This window comes from Allobosea sp. RIT-PG3_2, from assembly GCF_057321085.1.
On record NZ_JBXWCA010000012.1, the window covers coordinates 34,841 to 49,770 of the forward strand.

The 14,930-nt window shown below is 66.5% G+C and carries 12 protein-coding genes and 1 pseudogene; 6 read left to right on the plus strand and 7 right to left on the minus strand.

Annotated features, from left to right (window positions below):
• Positions 1–126: 126 nt before the first annotated feature.
• Positions 127–1,794, minus strand: coding sequence for an L-lactate permease (locus tag AC2FAN_RS25030; RefSeq protein WP_485176772.1), 1,668 nt, complete (start codon positions 1,792–1,794; stop codon positions 127–129).
• A 222-nt stretch (positions 1,795–2,016) separates the two neighbouring features.
• Here AC2FAN_RS25030 and lpdA point away from each other — a divergent pair, with 222 nt between their 5' ends.
• Positions 2,017–3,417, plus strand: coding sequence for a dihydrolipoyl dehydrogenase (gene lpdA / locus AC2FAN_RS25035; protein WP_485176773.1), 1,401 nt, complete (start codon positions 2,017–2,019; stop codon positions 3,415–3,417).
• Positions 3,418–3,588: 171 nt separating this feature from the next.
• On the opposite strand, the gene folD is transcribed toward lpdA, so the two are convergent.
• Positions 3,589–4,449: a bifunctional methylenetetrahydrofolate dehydrogenase/methenyltetrahydrofolate cyclohydrolase FolD gene (folD, locus tag AC2FAN_RS25040; RefSeq protein WP_485176774.1), complete on the minus strand. Its 861-nt coding sequence runs from the start codon at positions 4,447–4,449 to the stop codon at positions 3,589–3,591.
• Positions 4,450–4,640: 191 nt separating this feature from the next.
• Here folD and AC2FAN_RS25045 point away from each other — a divergent pair, with 191 nt between their 5' ends.
• The 5 genes from AC2FAN_RS25045 to AC2FAN_RS25065 all read left to right on the plus strand — a co-directional run bounded on the left by AC2FAN_RS25045 (position 4,641) and on the right by AC2FAN_RS25065 (position 9,736).
• Positions 4,641–5,969, plus strand: coding sequence for a cytosine deaminase (locus AC2FAN_RS25045; protein WP_485176890.1), 1,329 nt, complete (start codon positions 4,641–4,643; stop codon positions 5,967–5,969).
• Positions 5,966–7,390 carry an FAD-binding oxidoreductase gene (locus AC2FAN_RS25050; protein ID WP_485176775.1) on the plus strand — a complete coding sequence of 475 codons (1,425 nt, stop codon included), beginning with the start codon at positions 5,966–5,968 and terminating at the stop codon, positions 7,388–7,390. Before AC2FAN_RS25045 ends, AC2FAN_RS25050 begins: the two co-directional genes overlap by 4 nt.
• Positions 7,391–7,551: 161 nt before the next feature.
• Positions 7,552–8,133 carry an NAD(P)H-dependent oxidoreductase gene (locus tag AC2FAN_RS25055; RefSeq protein WP_485176776.1) on the plus strand — a complete coding sequence of 194 codons (582 nt, stop codon included), beginning with the start codon at positions 7,552–7,554 and terminating at the stop codon, positions 8,131–8,133.
• Between the two features lie 102 nt (positions 8,134–8,235).
• Positions 8,236–8,718 (plus strand): MarR family winged helix-turn-helix transcriptional regulator, encoded by a 483-nt coding sequence (locus AC2FAN_RS25060; protein ID WP_265049989.1) that lies wholly within the window; start codon positions 8,236–8,238, stop codon positions 8,716–8,718.
• A 142-nt stretch (positions 8,719–8,860) separates the two neighbouring features.
• The gene (locus AC2FAN_RS25065; protein WP_265049988.1) at positions 8,861–9,736 is read left to right on the plus strand and encodes a DMT family transporter; all 876 of its coding nucleotides are present in this window, start codon (positions 8,861–8,863) and stop codon (positions 9,734–9,736) included.
• A 15-nt stretch (positions 9,737–9,751) separates the two neighbouring features.
• Here AC2FAN_RS25065 and AC2FAN_RS25070 read toward each other — a convergent pair whose 3' ends face one another.
• From AC2FAN_RS25070 to AC2FAN_RS25090, 5 genes and pseudogenes are all read right to left on the minus strand, one after another.
• Positions 9,752–10,105, minus strand: coding sequence for a transposase (locus AC2FAN_RS25070; protein WP_485176777.1), 354 nt, complete (start codon positions 10,103–10,105; stop codon positions 9,752–9,754).
• 197 nt (positions 10,106–10,302) lie between these two features.
• Positions 10,303–10,704, minus strand: a pseudogene (locus tag AC2FAN_RS25075) (IS110 family transposase); the annotation flags it as partial.
• Positions 10,705–11,032: 328 nt separating this feature from the next.
• Entirely contained in the window at positions 11,033–12,997 is a 1,965-nt protein-coding gene (locus AC2FAN_RS25080) for a potassium transporter Kup (RefSeq protein WP_485176778.1), read from the minus strand.
• A 78-nt stretch (positions 12,998–13,075) separates the two neighbouring features.
• The gene (ispG, locus tag AC2FAN_RS25085; RefSeq protein WP_485176779.1) at positions 13,076–14,350 is read right to left on the minus strand and encodes a flavodoxin-dependent (E)-4-hydroxy-3-methylbut-2-enyl-diphosphate synthase; all 1,275 of its coding nucleotides are present in this window, start codon (positions 14,348–14,350) and stop codon (positions 13,076–13,078) included.
• 13 nt (positions 14,351–14,363) lie between these two features.
• Entirely contained in the window at positions 14,364–14,903 is a 540-nt protein-coding gene (locus AC2FAN_RS25090; RefSeq protein WP_485176780.1) for a Fur family transcriptional regulator, read from the minus strand.
• Positions 14,904–14,930 lie beyond the last annotated feature (27 nt).

A 14,930-nucleotide genomic window follows, 5' to 3' on the forward strand; every position in this document is an offset into this window, starting at 1 on the left:
ATCCGCCCCGGCGGACTCATCCTGGAGCATGTTCGCGTTCTCTGCATCGCGGACATGCCCCAGCTTCTTGTTTTATCGATTGCCCTCACGCGAAACGGTATTCACTTCGCTCGAAGATGCTCGAGATCAGGGCTGCACCACCACCATCGCCGAGAAGGGATGGACATAGGCCTGCAGCATCACGAAGCCGCCGACCAGACTCGCCAGCACGATCGAGTGCCAGAACACGAAGCGCAGGATCGTGCCTTCATGGCCGAACCAGCCCGTCGCGGTGGAGGCGACGACGATCGACTGGGCGTCGATCATCTTGCCCATGACGCCACCCGAGGAGTTCGCCGCGCCCATCAGGATCGGCGAGAGGCCGAGCTGTTCGGAGGTGACCTTCTGCAGATTGCCGAAGAGCACGTTCGACGCCGTGTCCGAGCCCGTGAGTGCGACGCCAAGCCAGCCGAGCAGCGTGCCGAAGAAGGGATACAGCACGCCGGTGCCTGCGAAAGCGAGGCCGAGCGTGGCGTCGATGCCCGAAAGCCGCGTCAGCGTGCCGATCGCCAGCATCGCGGCGATGGTGATCAGCGAATAGGCGCAGAGCCTGATCGTCCTGCCGTAGATCGAGAGCATCTTGCCCGGGCCGAAACCCAGCGCAAAACCGGAGATGACCGCCGCGATCAGCATGCCGCTGCCGGTATAGGACAGCCATGTGAAGGAGAAGATGGCGCCCTCCGGGGTCGGCCTGGCGGCGACGGGCGCGACCTTGTTGATCTGGTTGTGGAGGTCGGGAACCGCATAGTTCCAGGTCGCCCAGGGATTGACCGCGCTCTTGAACCAGCCCGTGCCCCAGACCAGCAGGATGATGCAGACGATGATCCAGGGCGTCAGCGCCATCCAGACCTGCGATGAGCTCGGCTTGGCCCCGGCGGTGGGCTGGACGAGGCTGCCGTCGTCGGAGATGTCGTGGCCGCGCAGCTTAGGCGAGGTCCAGATCTCCTTCGGCTTCCAGACCTGCAGGAAGCCGATCAGGCAAGCCATCGAGATCAGCGAGGCGCCGATATCGACGATCCAGGGATTGATGAAGTTCGAGATCAGGAATTGCGGCACGGCGAAGGACACGCCGGTGACGAGGATCGCCGGCCAGATCTGCAGCATCCCGCGCCAGCCGGCGAAGACGCAGATCAGCCAGAAGGGAACCAGCACCGAGAAGAAGGGCAGCTGACGCCCGACCATGGCGCCGAGCAGGAAGGGGTCGATGCCGGTGACCTGGCTGAGGCCCTGGATCGGCGTGCCGAGCGCCCCATAGGCGACGGGGGCGGTGTTGGCGATGAGCGAAAGGCCCGATGCCGCCAGCGGCGAGAAGCCGAGCCCGATCAGGATGGCGCCGGTGACGGCGACCGGCGTGCCGAAGCCGGACGCGCCCTCGAAGAAGGCCCCGAAGGCGAAGGCGATCAGCAGGAGCTGGATGCGGCGGTCGTCGGTGACGCCGCCGATCGTGGTCTGCAAGGTCTTGAAGGCACCTTTCTCGACCGTCAGCCGGTAGAGGAAGATGACGTTGAGGACGATCCAGCCGATCGGGAAGAAACCAGTGACGGCGCCGAGCAGCGTCGCGCGCAGCGACATCCCGGCCGGCATGGTGAAGATGAAGATCGCGACCAGATTGGCGACGATGAGCGCGATGACGGCGGCTATGTGCGCCTTGATGGCGTTGGATGCGATGAGACCGAGCAGAACGACGACGGGTAGCGCGGCTGCGAGCGTCGACAGGACGCTGTTGCCGAATGGATCGTAGACCTGATTCCACATGACGGCGTGCCCCTCCAGCGGGCTGATCTGCAATGTTCAGCGAATGGCGTTTCATCCTTTTCTTGTGATCCGGCAGTAAGCGCCGCTGTCTGAGTCGCGGCAAGCGCCGCGGCATGCCGTCAACGCATGAATGACGTAGCGCTTGCCGCAGAACCGATGTATGCCGACCGCCATCCGCCGCGGCGTCGCCCGCGGCCTTGAAACCATCAGCGGAAGGGCGTCATGGCCTACGATCTCGTCGTCATCGGAACCGGCCCCGGGGGCTATGTCTGCGCCATCCGGGCCGCCCAGCTCGGGCTGAAGGTCGCCGTCGTCGAGAAGCGCAAGACGCATGGCGGCACCTGCCTGAACGTCGGCTGCATTCCCTCCAAGGCGCTGCTGCATGCCTCCGAGATGTTCGAGGAAGCCGGCCACACCTTCGAGAAGCTGGGCATCGTCGTCGGCAAGCCGAAGCTCGATCTCAAGGCGATGATGGCGCACAAGCAGGAGACGATCGACGCCAACGTCAACGGCGTCGGCTTCCTGCTCAAGAAGAACAAGATCGACGCCTTCCACGGCACGGCCGCGATCCCGGCCGCCGGCAAGGTCGTCGTCACCGCCGAGGACGGCAAGACGCAGGAACTCGAGACCAAGAACATCGTCATCGCGACGGGCTCCGAATCCGCGCCGCTGCCGGGCGTCGAGATCGACGAGAAGACCGTGGTGACCTCGACCGGCGCGCTCGAGATCGGCATTGTCCCGAAGGAGCTCGTCGTCGTCGGCGCCGGCGTGATCGGCCTCGAGATCGGCTCGGTCTGGGCCCGTCTCGGCGCGAAGGTCACCGTCGTCGAATATCTCGACCGCATCCTGCCCGGCATGGATGGCGAGATCGCCAAGCAGTTCCAGCGCATCCTGGAGAAGCAGGGCTTCACCTTCCAGCTGGGATCCAAGGTCACCAAGGTCGAGCCGGCCAAGAAGGGCGGCGCGACCGTCACCGTCGAGCCCGCCGCCGGGGGGGAGGCCAAGACGCTCAATGCCGATATCGTGCTGGTTGCGATCGGCCGCCGCCCGAATACGGAGGGCCTCGGCCTCGACAAGGCCGGCGTCGCCACCGAGAAGGGCCGCGTCGTCATCGACGATCACTTCAAGACCAATGTCGCCGGCATCTATGCCATCGGCGACGTGGTGCGCGGGCCTATGCTGGCGCACAAGGCCGAGGACGAGGGCGTCGCGGTGGCCGAGATCATCGCCGGCAAGGCGGGCCACGTGAACTACGACGCCATTCCCGGCATCGTCTACACCGCGCCGGAAGTCGCCGCGATCGGCAAGACCGAGGAAGAGCTCAAGGCGGCCGGCGTCGAATACAAGATCGGCAAGTTCCCCTTCACGGCCAATGGCCGCGCCCGCGCCATCCGCCATACCGACGGCTTCGTGAAGGTGCTGGCCGATGCCAAGACCGACCGCGTGCTCGGCTGCCACATCATCGGCCCGCATGCCGGCGACCTGATCGCCGAGGTGACCGTGCTGATGGAGTTCGGTGGCTCGGCCGAAGACCTCGCCCGCACCTGCCACGCACATCCGACGCTGGCCGAGGCAGTCAAGGAAGCGGCGATGGCGGTGGAGAAGCGCCAGATCCATATGTGATCGGCAGGCGCTTTTCAGCCATTCCGGGCGCGCCATCACGCGCGATCCCGGAATCCATGAACACGATATTTCAAATGAGCCGCGTCCATCGCGGCTCATTTTCTTTTCAAGCGGTGTTCATGGGTTCCGGGATCATCGCTTCGCGATGCCCCGGAATGACGGCGGCGATATTTAACCCCGCCGCGCCTTGAACGCCGTCAGCGTATTGCGGAGCAGGCAGGCGATGGTCATCGGGCCGACGCCGCCCGGCACGGGCGTAATTGCGCCGGCCACTTTCACGGCCTCGGCAAAATCCACATCGCCGGTGAGCTTGCCGTCGGGCAGGCGGTTGATGCCGACATCGATGACGGTGGCGCCGGCCTTGATCCAGTCTCCCTTGACCATGCGCGGGCGGCCGACGGCGGCGATGACGATATCGGCTCGCCGGACCACGGCGGCTAAGTCGCGCGTGCGTGAATGGGCGATAGTGACGGTGCAGTCGGCCTGAAGCAGCAATTGCGCAACCGGCCGGCCGACCAGTTCCGAGCGCCCGATGACGACCGCATCCAGTCCGGACAGCGAGGGCAGCGCCTGCTTCAGCAGCAGCATGCTGCCGAGCGGCGTGCAGGGCACGAGCCCGTTCTTGCCGCCGGCAAGCAGACCGGCATTGATCGGGTGCAGCCCGTCGACATCCTTGGCCGGATCGATCGCGTCGATGATGCGGCCGGTGTCGATATGCCTCGGCAGGGGGAGCTGGACCAGGATGCCGTCGACATTGTCGTCGGCATTCAGTTCGGCGAGCTTGGCGAGAAGCTCGGCTTCGGTCGTTTCCGCCGGCAGACGATGCGCCACCGAGTTCATGCCGATCTCGACCGCCAGCTTCTCCTTGGAAGCGACATAGACCTTGCTCGCAGGGTCCTCGCCGACGAGCACGACATGCAGCCCCGGCACGAGCCCGCTGGTGGCCTTGATCGCGGCGACCTCGCGGGCGATCTCGGCCCTGAGCGCGGCGGCGGCGGCCTTGCCGTCGATGATGCGGGCTTCACCGGTCATGGTCCGACCTCGTCCTTATGGGTGACGCCGCCCTCATGCGCGATCCGGCCGGCCCGGACAAGCCCGAATGCGACGGCGGCATGGCCACGGGTGCCATGCGGCAGGGGAGGGGCGTCCGTCGCGGCTTGCGGGCTTACGGGCCGCCCGGTATCGACGAACCAAGACGCGAGGCTGGAAGGGGCAGGGACAACGTGACGACCGGTTTCGCCCGCATGCCCGATGCCCCGGCCTTCCGCCTTGCCGACCTCCGCGCTCCTGCCTGCCTGATCGAGGGTGGCGACGTCGCGGCTGACCGCAACGGGCTGGCGCGCATCGATCTCGTCATTGCCAAGGGCCGGATCGAAAGGATCGAGCCGGCCGGCATGGTGGCCGCGGGGTCGGTGCCGGCCGTCGATCTCGACGGCGGGATCGCGTTGCCCCGGCTGGTGGATTGTCACGTTCATCTCGACAAGGGCCATATCTGGCCGCGCAGCGCCAATCCGGATGGCACCTTTCCGGGCGCGCTGACGACGGTCGCAGCCGACCGCGAGGCGAACTGGTCCGCCGAGGATGTGCGGGCGCGGATGGATTTCTCGCTGCGCACCGCCTTCGCGCATGGCACGGCGGCGATGCGAACCCATATCGATTCCGTCGGCAAGCAGATCGGCATCTCCTGGCCTGCCTATGCCGAGATCAGGGCGGAATGGGCCGGGCGTATCGCGCTGCAGGCCTCGCCGCTGTTCGGGGCCGATGCGGCGCTCGATCCGGCGCATATGGCGGCGGTGATCGCGGCGGTGAAGGCGCATGGCGACGGCATCCTCGGCTGCGTCACCTACATGATCCCGGAGCTCGACCGGGCGCTCGACACCCTCTTTCAGGCGGCGATCGAGAACGGCTTCGATCTCGACTTTCATGTCGACGAGACCAACGATCCCGCGGCCCGCTCGCTGGAGCACATCGCGGATGCGGCGCTGCGCCATCGCTTTTCAGGCAAGATCCTGTGCGGGCATTGCTGCTCGCTCGCTTTGCAGGCGCCGGAGGACGAGGCGCGGATCATCGCCAAGGTTCGCGAGGCCGGCATCGGCGTGGTCTCGCTGCCAATGTGCAACATGTATCTGCAGGACAGGCAGGCGGGCCGGACGCCGCGCTGGCGCGGCATTACGGCACTGCACGAGCTGAAGGCGGCCGGTGTGCCGGTGATGATCGCATCCGACAACACGCGCGACCCGTTCTATGCCTATGGCGATCTCGACCTCGTCGAGGTGCTGCGCGAGGGCACGCGCATCCTCCAGCTCGATCATTCTGGCTCGGACTGGGCTGCGGCCGTGGCGCGCACACCGGCGGAAGCGATGGGCCTGCGTGGCGCCGGCGTCATCGCGGTGGGGGCGCCGGCCGATCTCATCCTGACGCGGGCGCGCGACTGGACGGAGATCTTCTCCCGGCCGCAGGCCGATCGCACTGTGCTGGTCGCCGGCAAGGCGATCGACCGGACCTTGCCGGATTACCGCGAACTCGACCATCTGATGGGCAGAGCATCATGACCGGACGTTACGACATCGCCACGCTGAAGAGCCGCCTCGGTGGCATCCGCACCGAGGAGAACCCGGCGCTGGTGAAGCAGAAGAGCCGCGACTTCTTCTGGTACTCGCCGGTGCTGAAGCGCCAGCTCGATCATGTCGTGGCCGATATCGTGGTCTCGCCGGTGAGCGAGGCGGAGGTCGTGCAGGTTCTTGCCGCCTGCCACGAACTCGGCATTCCCGTCACGCCGCGTGGCACGGGCACCGGCAATTATGGCCAGGCGATGCCGCTGTCGGGCGGCGTGCTGCTCGACCTCTCCGGCTTCAACAAGGTCAAGGAGATCGGCGCCGGCCGCTATGTCGCCGAGCCCGGCGCGATCATGGCGCGGATCGACGACGAGACGCGTGCCCATTCGCGCCAGGAACTGCGCCTGCATCCCTCGACCTACCAGACCGCCTCGATCGGCGGCTTCATCGCCGGCGGCTCGGGCGGCGTCGGTTCGATCAAATGGGGTGGCCTGCGCGACTGGGGCAACATCATCCGGCTCAAGGTCGCGACGATGGAGGCAAGCCCTCGCATCCTCGAATTCTCCGGCGAGGATCTGCACAAGGTCGCGCATGCCTATGGCACCAACGGCATCATCACCGAGGTCGAGATGCCGCTGGGCCCGGCCTATGACTGGGTCGACGTCATCGTCGGTTTCGACAGCCTGCGCGCCGCCACCGAATTCGCCAATGCGGTGGGCGAGCAGGATGGGCTCGCACTCAAGAACCTCTGCGTCGTCGCCGCGCCCGCGCCGCACGACTATTTCCTGCGGCATCGCAAGTTCCTGCCGCGCGACAGCCATCTCGTCATCGTCATGGCCGCCGATTTCGCGGTGGATGCGCTCTGCGCCTATGCTCGGCGCTTCAAGGGCGCGGAGCTGCTGTTGCGCACCGACAAGCTGTCGCCCGAAGATGCCAAGGGCCTGCCGCCGGCTTACGAGCTCGGCTGGAACCACACGACGCTGCGGGCGCTGCGTGTCGACCCCGCGATCACCTATCTGCAGGTGCTCTATCCCTTCCCGAACCAGATCGACCTCGTCGACAAGATCCATGCCCGCTTCGGCGACGAGGTGGTCGCCCATCTCGAATTCGTGCGCTTCGACGGCAAGATCACCTGCTTCGGCCTGCCGCTGGTGCGCTTCACCACGGAAGAGCGGCTGGAGGAGATCATCGCCGTTCATGAGGAGATGGGCGCGCCGATCTTCAACCCGCATCGCTACACGCTGGAGGAGGGCGGCATGAAGCAGACCGACGAGACGCAGCTCGCCTTCAAACGCGAGGCCGATCCGCAGGGCCTGCTCAACCCCGGCAAGATGATCGCCTGGGAGGACCCGAGCTACGGTTATCGCTCGGGCAAGACCTTCCTGTTCCGCAGCCTCACCGAGGCCGGAGTCGGCTAGAACGCTTGCGAACGGGCCGCTCGGTCATCCCGGGCTTGACCCGGAATCCATCGAAGGACACCGGAACTCTATGATGGATCCCGGATCGGCGCCGCTGACGCGGCTTGTCCGGGCTGACGTTGTGGTTCCGTCAAAAACAGCCCGCACTCGGAGCCTCAGCAATGCGCGTGCTCGTCCTCTATGCCCATCCCGTTCCCGAGAGCTTCGGTGCCGCGGTCCATGAGACGGTGGTCGCAACACTGAGGCAGGCCGGGCACGAGGTCGATGATTGCGATCTCTATGCCGAGAGCTTCGACCCGGTGCTGAGCCGGGAGGAGCGGCGCGGCTATCACGACATCGCCAGCAACACATTGCCGGTTGCCGGCTATGTTGAACGCGTGCGGGCCGCCGAAGCGCTGGTGCTGTGCTTCCCCGTCTGGAACTTCGGCTATCCGGCGATCCTGAAGGGTTTCCTCGACAGGGTCTTCCTGCCGGGAGTCTCGTTCAGGATGGCCGATGGGAAAGCGCAGCCGGCGCTACACAATATCCGCCGGCTTGCGGCCGTCACGAGCTATGGCGGCTCACGCTGGCGCGCCTTGCTGATGGGCGATCCGCCGCGCAAGGCGGTCTGCCGCGCGCTGCGTGCGGTCTGTCACCCGCTGGCCCGCACGACCTATCTGGCGCATTATGACATGAATCTCTCGACGCCCGAGAGCCGGGACGCTTTCCTGCAAAAAGTCGCCGCGAAACTCACAGTCTTTTAGCTCTGACATTGCATTGTCATCCGTCTGTCATGTTCGCGCGCGAATACGCAGCCGGCGAAGCGTCTCCTTATCCGTCCAAGGATCGGCCCGAAGGATCGACCCATGACCAAGGCACTCGAGAAAAGCGTTGGCCGTGCCCTGCTCGTCACCGCGCGTCTGCATCGATCGCGGATGGGCGAGCGGCTGAACGGGCTCGGACTGTTCCCCGGGCAGGAGCAGGCGCTGAAAGCCCTGCAGCCGGCGCCGATGACGATGGGCGAGCTTGCCTCGCTGCTGCGCGTGAAGCCGCCGACGGTGTCGAAGACGATCGGGCGCCTCTCGCTCCAGGGCCTCGTGACGCGCGAGGGCGGCAATCGCGACGGCCGGCTGGTCCAGGTCGCCTTGACGGAAACCGGGCAGAAGACCGCCGCGGAACTCGACGCGGTCTGGAACGACGTCGAGGAAGAGCTTCTCGACAAGCTCGACGGCAAGGAACGCAAGCAGTTGCGCAAGCTGCTGCGCAAGGCCGCCAAGGGCCTTTCCCGGGCCGGCGCCGATCATGACGATCCCGACACCGATCTCGACGAGGCCGATAGCGACGCCTGATCTGCGCATGGAGCGCATGCGCTCCTGAGCTGGCGGAGGCCTCTAAATCGGTTCAATCTGGCTTCGTCATTCCTCCAGAGCATGGCGAAACCACGTGCCCCTGCAATCCCAGGCTCCGTCCGACGCGGGGCGAGCGCGCCTCATGGCCATCGGCCTGATGGGCGTCGCCGTCCTGCTGTTCTCGATGCTCGATGCGAGCGCGAAATGGCTGGGGCAGTCGATGAACCCGCTGCAGGTGGTGTTCGCGCGCTATGCCGGCAGCATGATCCTGGTGCTCGCGCTCATCAATCCGTGGTCGCATCCGGGCGTGCTGCGGACGAAGCGTCCCTGGCTGCAATGGGGGCGCTCGCTGCTGCTGCTCGGCTCGACGGCGCTCAATTTCGTGGCGCTGCGCTATCTCCAGCTCGCCGAGACGATCTCGATCATGTTCGCGGCGCCGCTGCTGGTGGCGCTGGTCTCCGGGCCGCTGCTCGGGGAATGGCCGGGACCGCGCCGGCTGGCGGCGATCGCCGTCGGCTTCATCGGCGTGCTGGTGGTGACGCGGCCGGGCATCGGCGGCATGCATCCGGCGGCGCTGCTCAGCGTGCTCGGCTGCTTCTGCTTCGCCTTCTACGCGCTGTCGACGCGCATGCTCTCGGGCCATGATTCATCGGAAACGACGATGATCTATTCCGGCGCCGCCGGAACGCTCGCCACCATCCCGCTGCTGCCCTGGATCTGGGAGACGCCGCAGGGCCTGCTGCCCTGGCTTCTGATGATCCTTGTCGGCGTGCTCGGCGGCTTCGGCCACTGGCTCCTGATCCTCGCGCACAGGCTGGCGCCGGCGACCGTGCTCGCGCCTTTCATCTACTCGCAGATCGTCTGGATGGTGCTGCTCGGCTGGTTCGTCTTCGGCCAGCTGCCGGACGGCTGGACCTTCGCCGGCGCCGGCATCGTCATCGCCTCCGGGCTCTACCTGCTCTATCGCGAGCGGGTGCGGCATGTGCCGGAAGAGGCGGCCTCGGCGCGGCTGGATTGAGCAAACGGCGCGTCATCAACTCAGTTTGTTTTGGTCTCTGACGCGGGCATTTGCGATGACGATGATGCGTCGCATGATTGCGGTGAGAGCGACGATTGGCTTTTTTCCGTTTGCGATGAGGCGTGTGTAGGCGTCGCGCATGGCGGGGTCGTGCCTTGCGGCGGCCATTGCGGGCATGAACAGGGCGGCCTTGATTTCGGCCCTGCCGCCTCTGGTTGGGCGGTAGGCGTCTCGACTGCCGCTCTGGTTTGGATGAGGAGCCAGGCCTGCGAGTGCGGCGGCCTGGCGCCGGCTGATGCGTCCGAGCTCGGGCATGAGTGCGATGAGGGTGGCGGCGGTGGTCGTTCCGATGCCGCGGATGGAGCGCACAAGGCCTGCTCGCTTCTGTCGGTGCGGGCGATGGTGCGCAGGGTCTCGGCGATGGTTTGCGCCAGGGCGGCGATCTGGGCTTTGAGGCAGTCGTGCAGGGCCTGGAGCGGGGCTTTGACCGGTTCGATGCCGGGAGCGTTGAGCCGGTTGGTGCAGGCCGTTCTCTGGGCGACGAGATCGGCTCTGGTCCGCACCAGGACCTGGAGGCGCTCGCGTGCCGGGGCGGGCGCCTGCCAGCGGATCAGCCGAGCGTGGCGCTCGGCGCCGTAGCGGGCAAGCGCCCTGGCATCGAGCGCATCGCTCTTCCCGAGCGTCCCATAGGAGCGGATGAAGGCCTTGACCTTGCGGGCATCGGCGCGATGGGCCGGGCAGCCGGCTGAGACGAGCGCCGCCAGCAGGGCGTCCTCATAGCCGCCCGTCGCCTCGCAGACGACGAGGCAGTCCGGGCCGAGCCCGGCTGCGAAGGCTGCCAGGGCCGAAGCCTCGTTAGGGAGACTGCCGAGGGTGTCGCCGCGGCTGTCGAAGACGACGATCCCGGCCTTGCCGACATCACAGCCGAGGAAACGGGAGGGTTCAGGGACCGTGGTGCAAACCGGCATCGGGAGCTATCCTCGAAGGGCTTGTGATTGTCTGCGGGCGTTCGGCTCATGCGAAGAGGCCCTGGCAACTCACCAAGCGTGACAAGGGAAGCGACCCGCAACCTCGATGACGACGGGCGAAAGCCCTGGCTCGGGACGGTCGACGAGTCGCGTCTGGTCCGGCCGGCCAGCCGGACCAGACATCCCGCTCACGCGGAACAAAACCTCAATACCCCATCACAAACAGACAATGCTCGGGCTCGCGTGACATGGAGGCTCCAGCCCCTTTCCTGCACGAGATTCTCGGGTCTGCGCTTCGCTTCGCCCGAGAATGACGGGTGTGTGACTTTCAGACCGTGACCTGCGTGCCGACCTCGACGACGCGGCCGGTCGGGATCTGGAAGAAGTTCGTCGCGTCGGTCGCGCTCTTGGTCAGGCCGATGAAGAGATTGTCCTGCCAGATCGGCATGCCCGATTGCGGCGAGGGCTTGATCGAGCGGCGCGACAGGAAGAACGAGGTCGACATGATGTCGAACTTGAAGCCCTGCTTGCGCAGCATCGCCAGCCCCTTGGGCACGTTCGGGCTCTCCATGTAGCCGTAGACCATGTCGACCCGCCAGAAGTCGTCGGTGATGCGGGCGAGGCGCACGCGCTCCTCCTCGAGGACGCGCGGCGTATCGGCCGATCGCACGGTCAGCACGACGTTGCGCTCGTGCAGCACCTTGTTGTGCTTGAGGTTGTGCAGCAGCGAGGCCGGCGCCGTCTCCGGGTCGCTGGTCAGGAAGACGGCCATGCCCTTCACCCGGGCCGGCGGGCTCTTCGACAGCATGGTGACGAGCTCGAGCAGCGGCACGTCGGTCTTGCGGGTCTTGTCGAACAGGATCTTGGTGCCGCGCATCCAGGTCCACATCACCAGCGTCAGCCCCATGGCGAGCAGCACCGGCACGTAGCCGCCGTGGAAGAGCTTCAGCATGTTGGCCGAGAAGAAGGACACGTCGACCAGCAGGAAGGGCAGGATAAGCGCGGCGGTGGCCGGCAGGCTCCAGCCCCAGTGGCGGCGGATGACGATGGCGGCGAGCAGGGAAGAGACCACCATCGTGCCGAAGACCGAGATGCCATAGGCGTGCGACAGGCTCGACGATGTCCGGAACGACCAGACCAGGATCAGCACGACGACGAGCAGCAGCAGGTTGACGCGGGGCACATAGATCTGGCCCGAGGTCTGCTCGGAGGTGTGGCGGATCTCCATGCGCGGCAGCAGGCCGAGCTGGATCGCCTGTCGCGTCAGCGAGAAGGCGCCGGTGATGACGGACTGGCTGGCGATGATGGTCGCCACCGTCGCCATCACGACGAAGGGCAGCAGCAGGCCCTCCGGAGCGAGGCGGTAGAACGGATTGTCGATGGCGCTGGGGTCGGAGAGGATGAGCGCGCCCTGGCCGAGATAGTTCAGCCACAATGCCGGGAAGACGACGTAGAGCCAGGCGCCGCGGATCGGGCCGCGCCCGAAATGGCCCATATCGGCATAGAGCGCCTCGGCGCCCGTCACCGCCAGACAGACCGAGCCGAGGACGGCCAGCGCCACGCCGGCATGGTCGCGGAAGAAGAGCAGCGCGTAATAGGGGTTGATCGAGCGGAACACGCTGAGATCGTCGGCGATGTGATAGATGCCGAGCCCGGCGAGCGTCAGGAACCAGACCAGCATGATCGGGCCGAAGAAGGTGGCGACGCGCTGAGTGCCGTGGCTCTGGACGACGAAGAGGCCGATCAGGATCACTGACGCGATCCAGAGGATGTAGTCGTTGAGCGCCGGTGTGATCAGCTTGACGCCCTCGATCGCCGAGAGCACCGAGATCGCCGGGGTGATGACGGTGTCGCCGTAGAACAGGCCCGCGCCGATCATGCCGAGCAGCAGGGCCATGTGGCTGCGCGCCCGGCCGAGGCTGCGCTGGGCGAGCGCGACGAGTGTCAGGATGCCGCCCTCGCCGTTATTGTCGGCCCGCATCAGCAGCACGACGTATTTCAGCGTCACCACGATGACGAGCGACCACAGGATCAGCGAGAGGACGCCGATGACGACAGTCGGCGGAATGACGACGTTCTCCGCGCCGCCGGTCGCCGCGAGCAATGTTTCGCGCAGGGCGTAGAGCGGGCTGGTGCCGATGTCGCCATAGACGACGCCGAGCGCACCGAGCGCGAGCGCGGTATAGCCCGATTTGCCGTGACCGTGCCCGCCGGCATGGCCGTGGCCATCGTCGAGCCCGAAACGGGAATCCTCCGGCCGGACGGTCGCAGGATTCGGCTTCTCATGCCCCATAAGGGATCTCCGCGCGTGCTGCGGTGCAGCGAAAGGCCGGGGCCTCTAGCATAATGCGAGGGGCACGCAAAGGCAGGGTCAGCCAGCCGCGCCGAGACCGGCACCGAAGCGCCGCTCGACATAGCTCGCAACCATCGTCTTGAACTCGTCCGCGATTCCAGTGCCGCGCAGGGTCGTGACCTTCTTGCCGTCGACGAAGACAGGGGCAGTCGGCGCCTCGCCTGTGCCCGGCAGCGAGATGCCGATATCGGCATGCTTGGACTCGCCGGGTCCGTTGACGATGCAGCCCATCACCGCGACGTTGAGGGTCTCCACGCCGGGATAGCGCGTCTTCCATTCGGGCATCGAGGTGGAGATCCAGTCCTGGATGTCGCGCGCCAGCTCTTGGAACACGGTCGAGGTCGTGCGGCCGCAGCCGGGGCAGGCGGCGACGAGCGGCACGAAGGCGCGGAAGCCCATGGTCTGGAGCAGTTCCTGCGCCGTCCTGACCTCGAGCGTGCGGTCCCCGCCCGGTTCCGGCGTCAGCGAATAGCGGATGGTGTCGCCGATGCCTTCCTGCAGGAGGATGCCGAGCGCGGCGGAGGAGGCGACGATGCCCTTCGAGCCCATGCCGGCCTCGGTGAGCCCGAGATGGATGGCGTAGTTCGCCCGGCTGGCGAGCATGCGGTAGACCGTGATCAGGTCCTGCACGCCCGAGACCTTGGCCGAAAGGATGATGTATTCGCGGGCGAGACCGAGCTCCTCGGCGCGCTCGGCCGAGAGCAGGGCCGATTGCACCATGGCCTCGCGCATGATGGCGCGGGCGTCGAGCGGGCGCGCGCTCACCGCATTCTCGTCCATCAGCGCGGTCAGCAGTTCCTGGTCGAGCGAGCCCCAGTTGGCGCCGATGCGGACAGGCTTGCGGTGCCTGATCGCCATCTCGATGATCTGCGAGAACTGCTTGTCCTTCTTGTCCTTGAAGCCGACATTGCCGGGGTTGATCCGGTACTTGGCCAGCGCCTCGGCGCAGGCCGGGTGGTCGGCCAACAGCTTGTGGCCGATATAGTGGAAGTCCCCGACCAGCGGCACGTCGATGCCGACACGGTCCAGCCGCTCGCGGATCTTCGGCACGGCGGCTGCGGCCTCGTCGCGATCGACCGTGATGCGCACCAGCTCCGAGCCCTGCCGGGCTAGCGCCGCGACCTGCGCCACCGTGGCGCTGATGTCGGCGGTGTCCGTATTGGTCATCGACTGCACGACGATCGGCGCGCCGCCGCCGACGGTGACGTTGCCGACCTTGACCGGCACGGTCAGCTGACGGGCGAGCGGCCCGGCGCGTTCCGGCGTCAGATAGGAAAAGGCGCGCTCATTCATGAGGGCTGCTCTATCACGAACCGGCGTTGCGGCAATGTTCGCAGCGGCCGACGATCTCGACCATCTGGTGCGAGGGGGAGAATTGCCGGGTTTCGGCGATGGCCGCCACCGCTTTCTTCATCGCGGGCGAAGAATCCTCGTCGACGCCGCCGCAGACCTCGCAGATCAGGAAGGCGACGACCTCATGCGCGCCATGGCCGTGCAGGCAGGCGACGTAGGCGTTCTTCGAGGACAGGCGGTGGACGAAGCCCTGCTCAACCAGGAAATCGAGCGCGCGATAGATCGAGATCGGCGCAAGCCGCCGCCCGCCCGCCGGCGAAATCCGGTCGGCGAGATCATAGGCTCCGACCGGGCGATGGTCGGCGTGGAGGGCTTCCAGCGCCTGCCGCCGGATGGGAGTCAGGCGCAGGCCGCGCTCGCGGCAGATGCGCTCCGCCCGCGCCAGGGCCTCAGCCGCATGGCGGCGATGGTCCTCGGCGTGGCGGCATGGTCCGTCATGCGCGTGGTGCACATGATCGTGGTGGTCATGGGCTTCTGGCTGCATTTTCGTCATGTTGCGCTGCGAAGAGTCCTCGGGCAA

Excerpts from the sequence above, each read along its gene's own strand:
- AC2FAN_RS25030 (WP_485176772.1), bottom strand. The coding sequence starts at position 1,794 with ATGTGGAATCAGGTCTACGATCCATTCGGCAACAGCGTCCTGTCGACG.
- AC2FAN_RS25050 (WP_485176775.1), top strand. The coding sequence starts at position 5,966 with ATGACCGGACGTTACGACATCGCCACGCTGAAGAGCCGCCTCGGTGGC.
- AC2FAN_RS25055 (WP_485176776.1), top strand. The coding sequence starts at position 7,552 with ATGCGCGTGCTCGTCCTCTATGCCCATCCCGTTCCCGAGAGCTTCGGT.
- AC2FAN_RS25065 (WP_265049988.1), top strand. The coding sequence starts at position 8,861 with ATGGCCATCGGCCTGATGGGCGTCGCCGTCCTGCTGTTCTCGATGCTC.
- AC2FAN_RS25080 (WP_485176778.1), bottom strand. The coding sequence starts at position 12,997 with ATGGGGCATGAGAAGCCGAATCCTGCGACCGTCCGGCCGGAGGATTCC.
- ispG (WP_485176779.1), bottom strand. The coding sequence starts at position 14,350 with ATGAATGAGCGCGCCTTTTCCTATCTGACGCCGGAACGCGCCGGGCCG.
- AC2FAN_RS25090 (WP_485176780.1), bottom strand. The coding sequence starts at position 14,903 with ATGACGAAAATGCAGCCAGAAGCCCATGACCACCACGATCATGTGCAC.
- lpdA (WP_485176773.1), top strand. The coding sequence starts at position 2,017 with ATGGCCTACGATCTCGTCGTCATCGGAACCGGCCCCGGGGGCTATGTC.
- AC2FAN_RS25060 (WP_265049989.1), top strand. The coding sequence starts at position 8,236 with ATGACCAAGGCACTCGAGAAAAGCGTTGGCCGTGCCCTGCTCGTCACC.
- folD (WP_485176774.1), bottom strand. The coding sequence starts at position 4,449 with ATGACCGGTGAAGCCCGCATCATCGACGGCAAGGCCGCCGCCGCCGCG.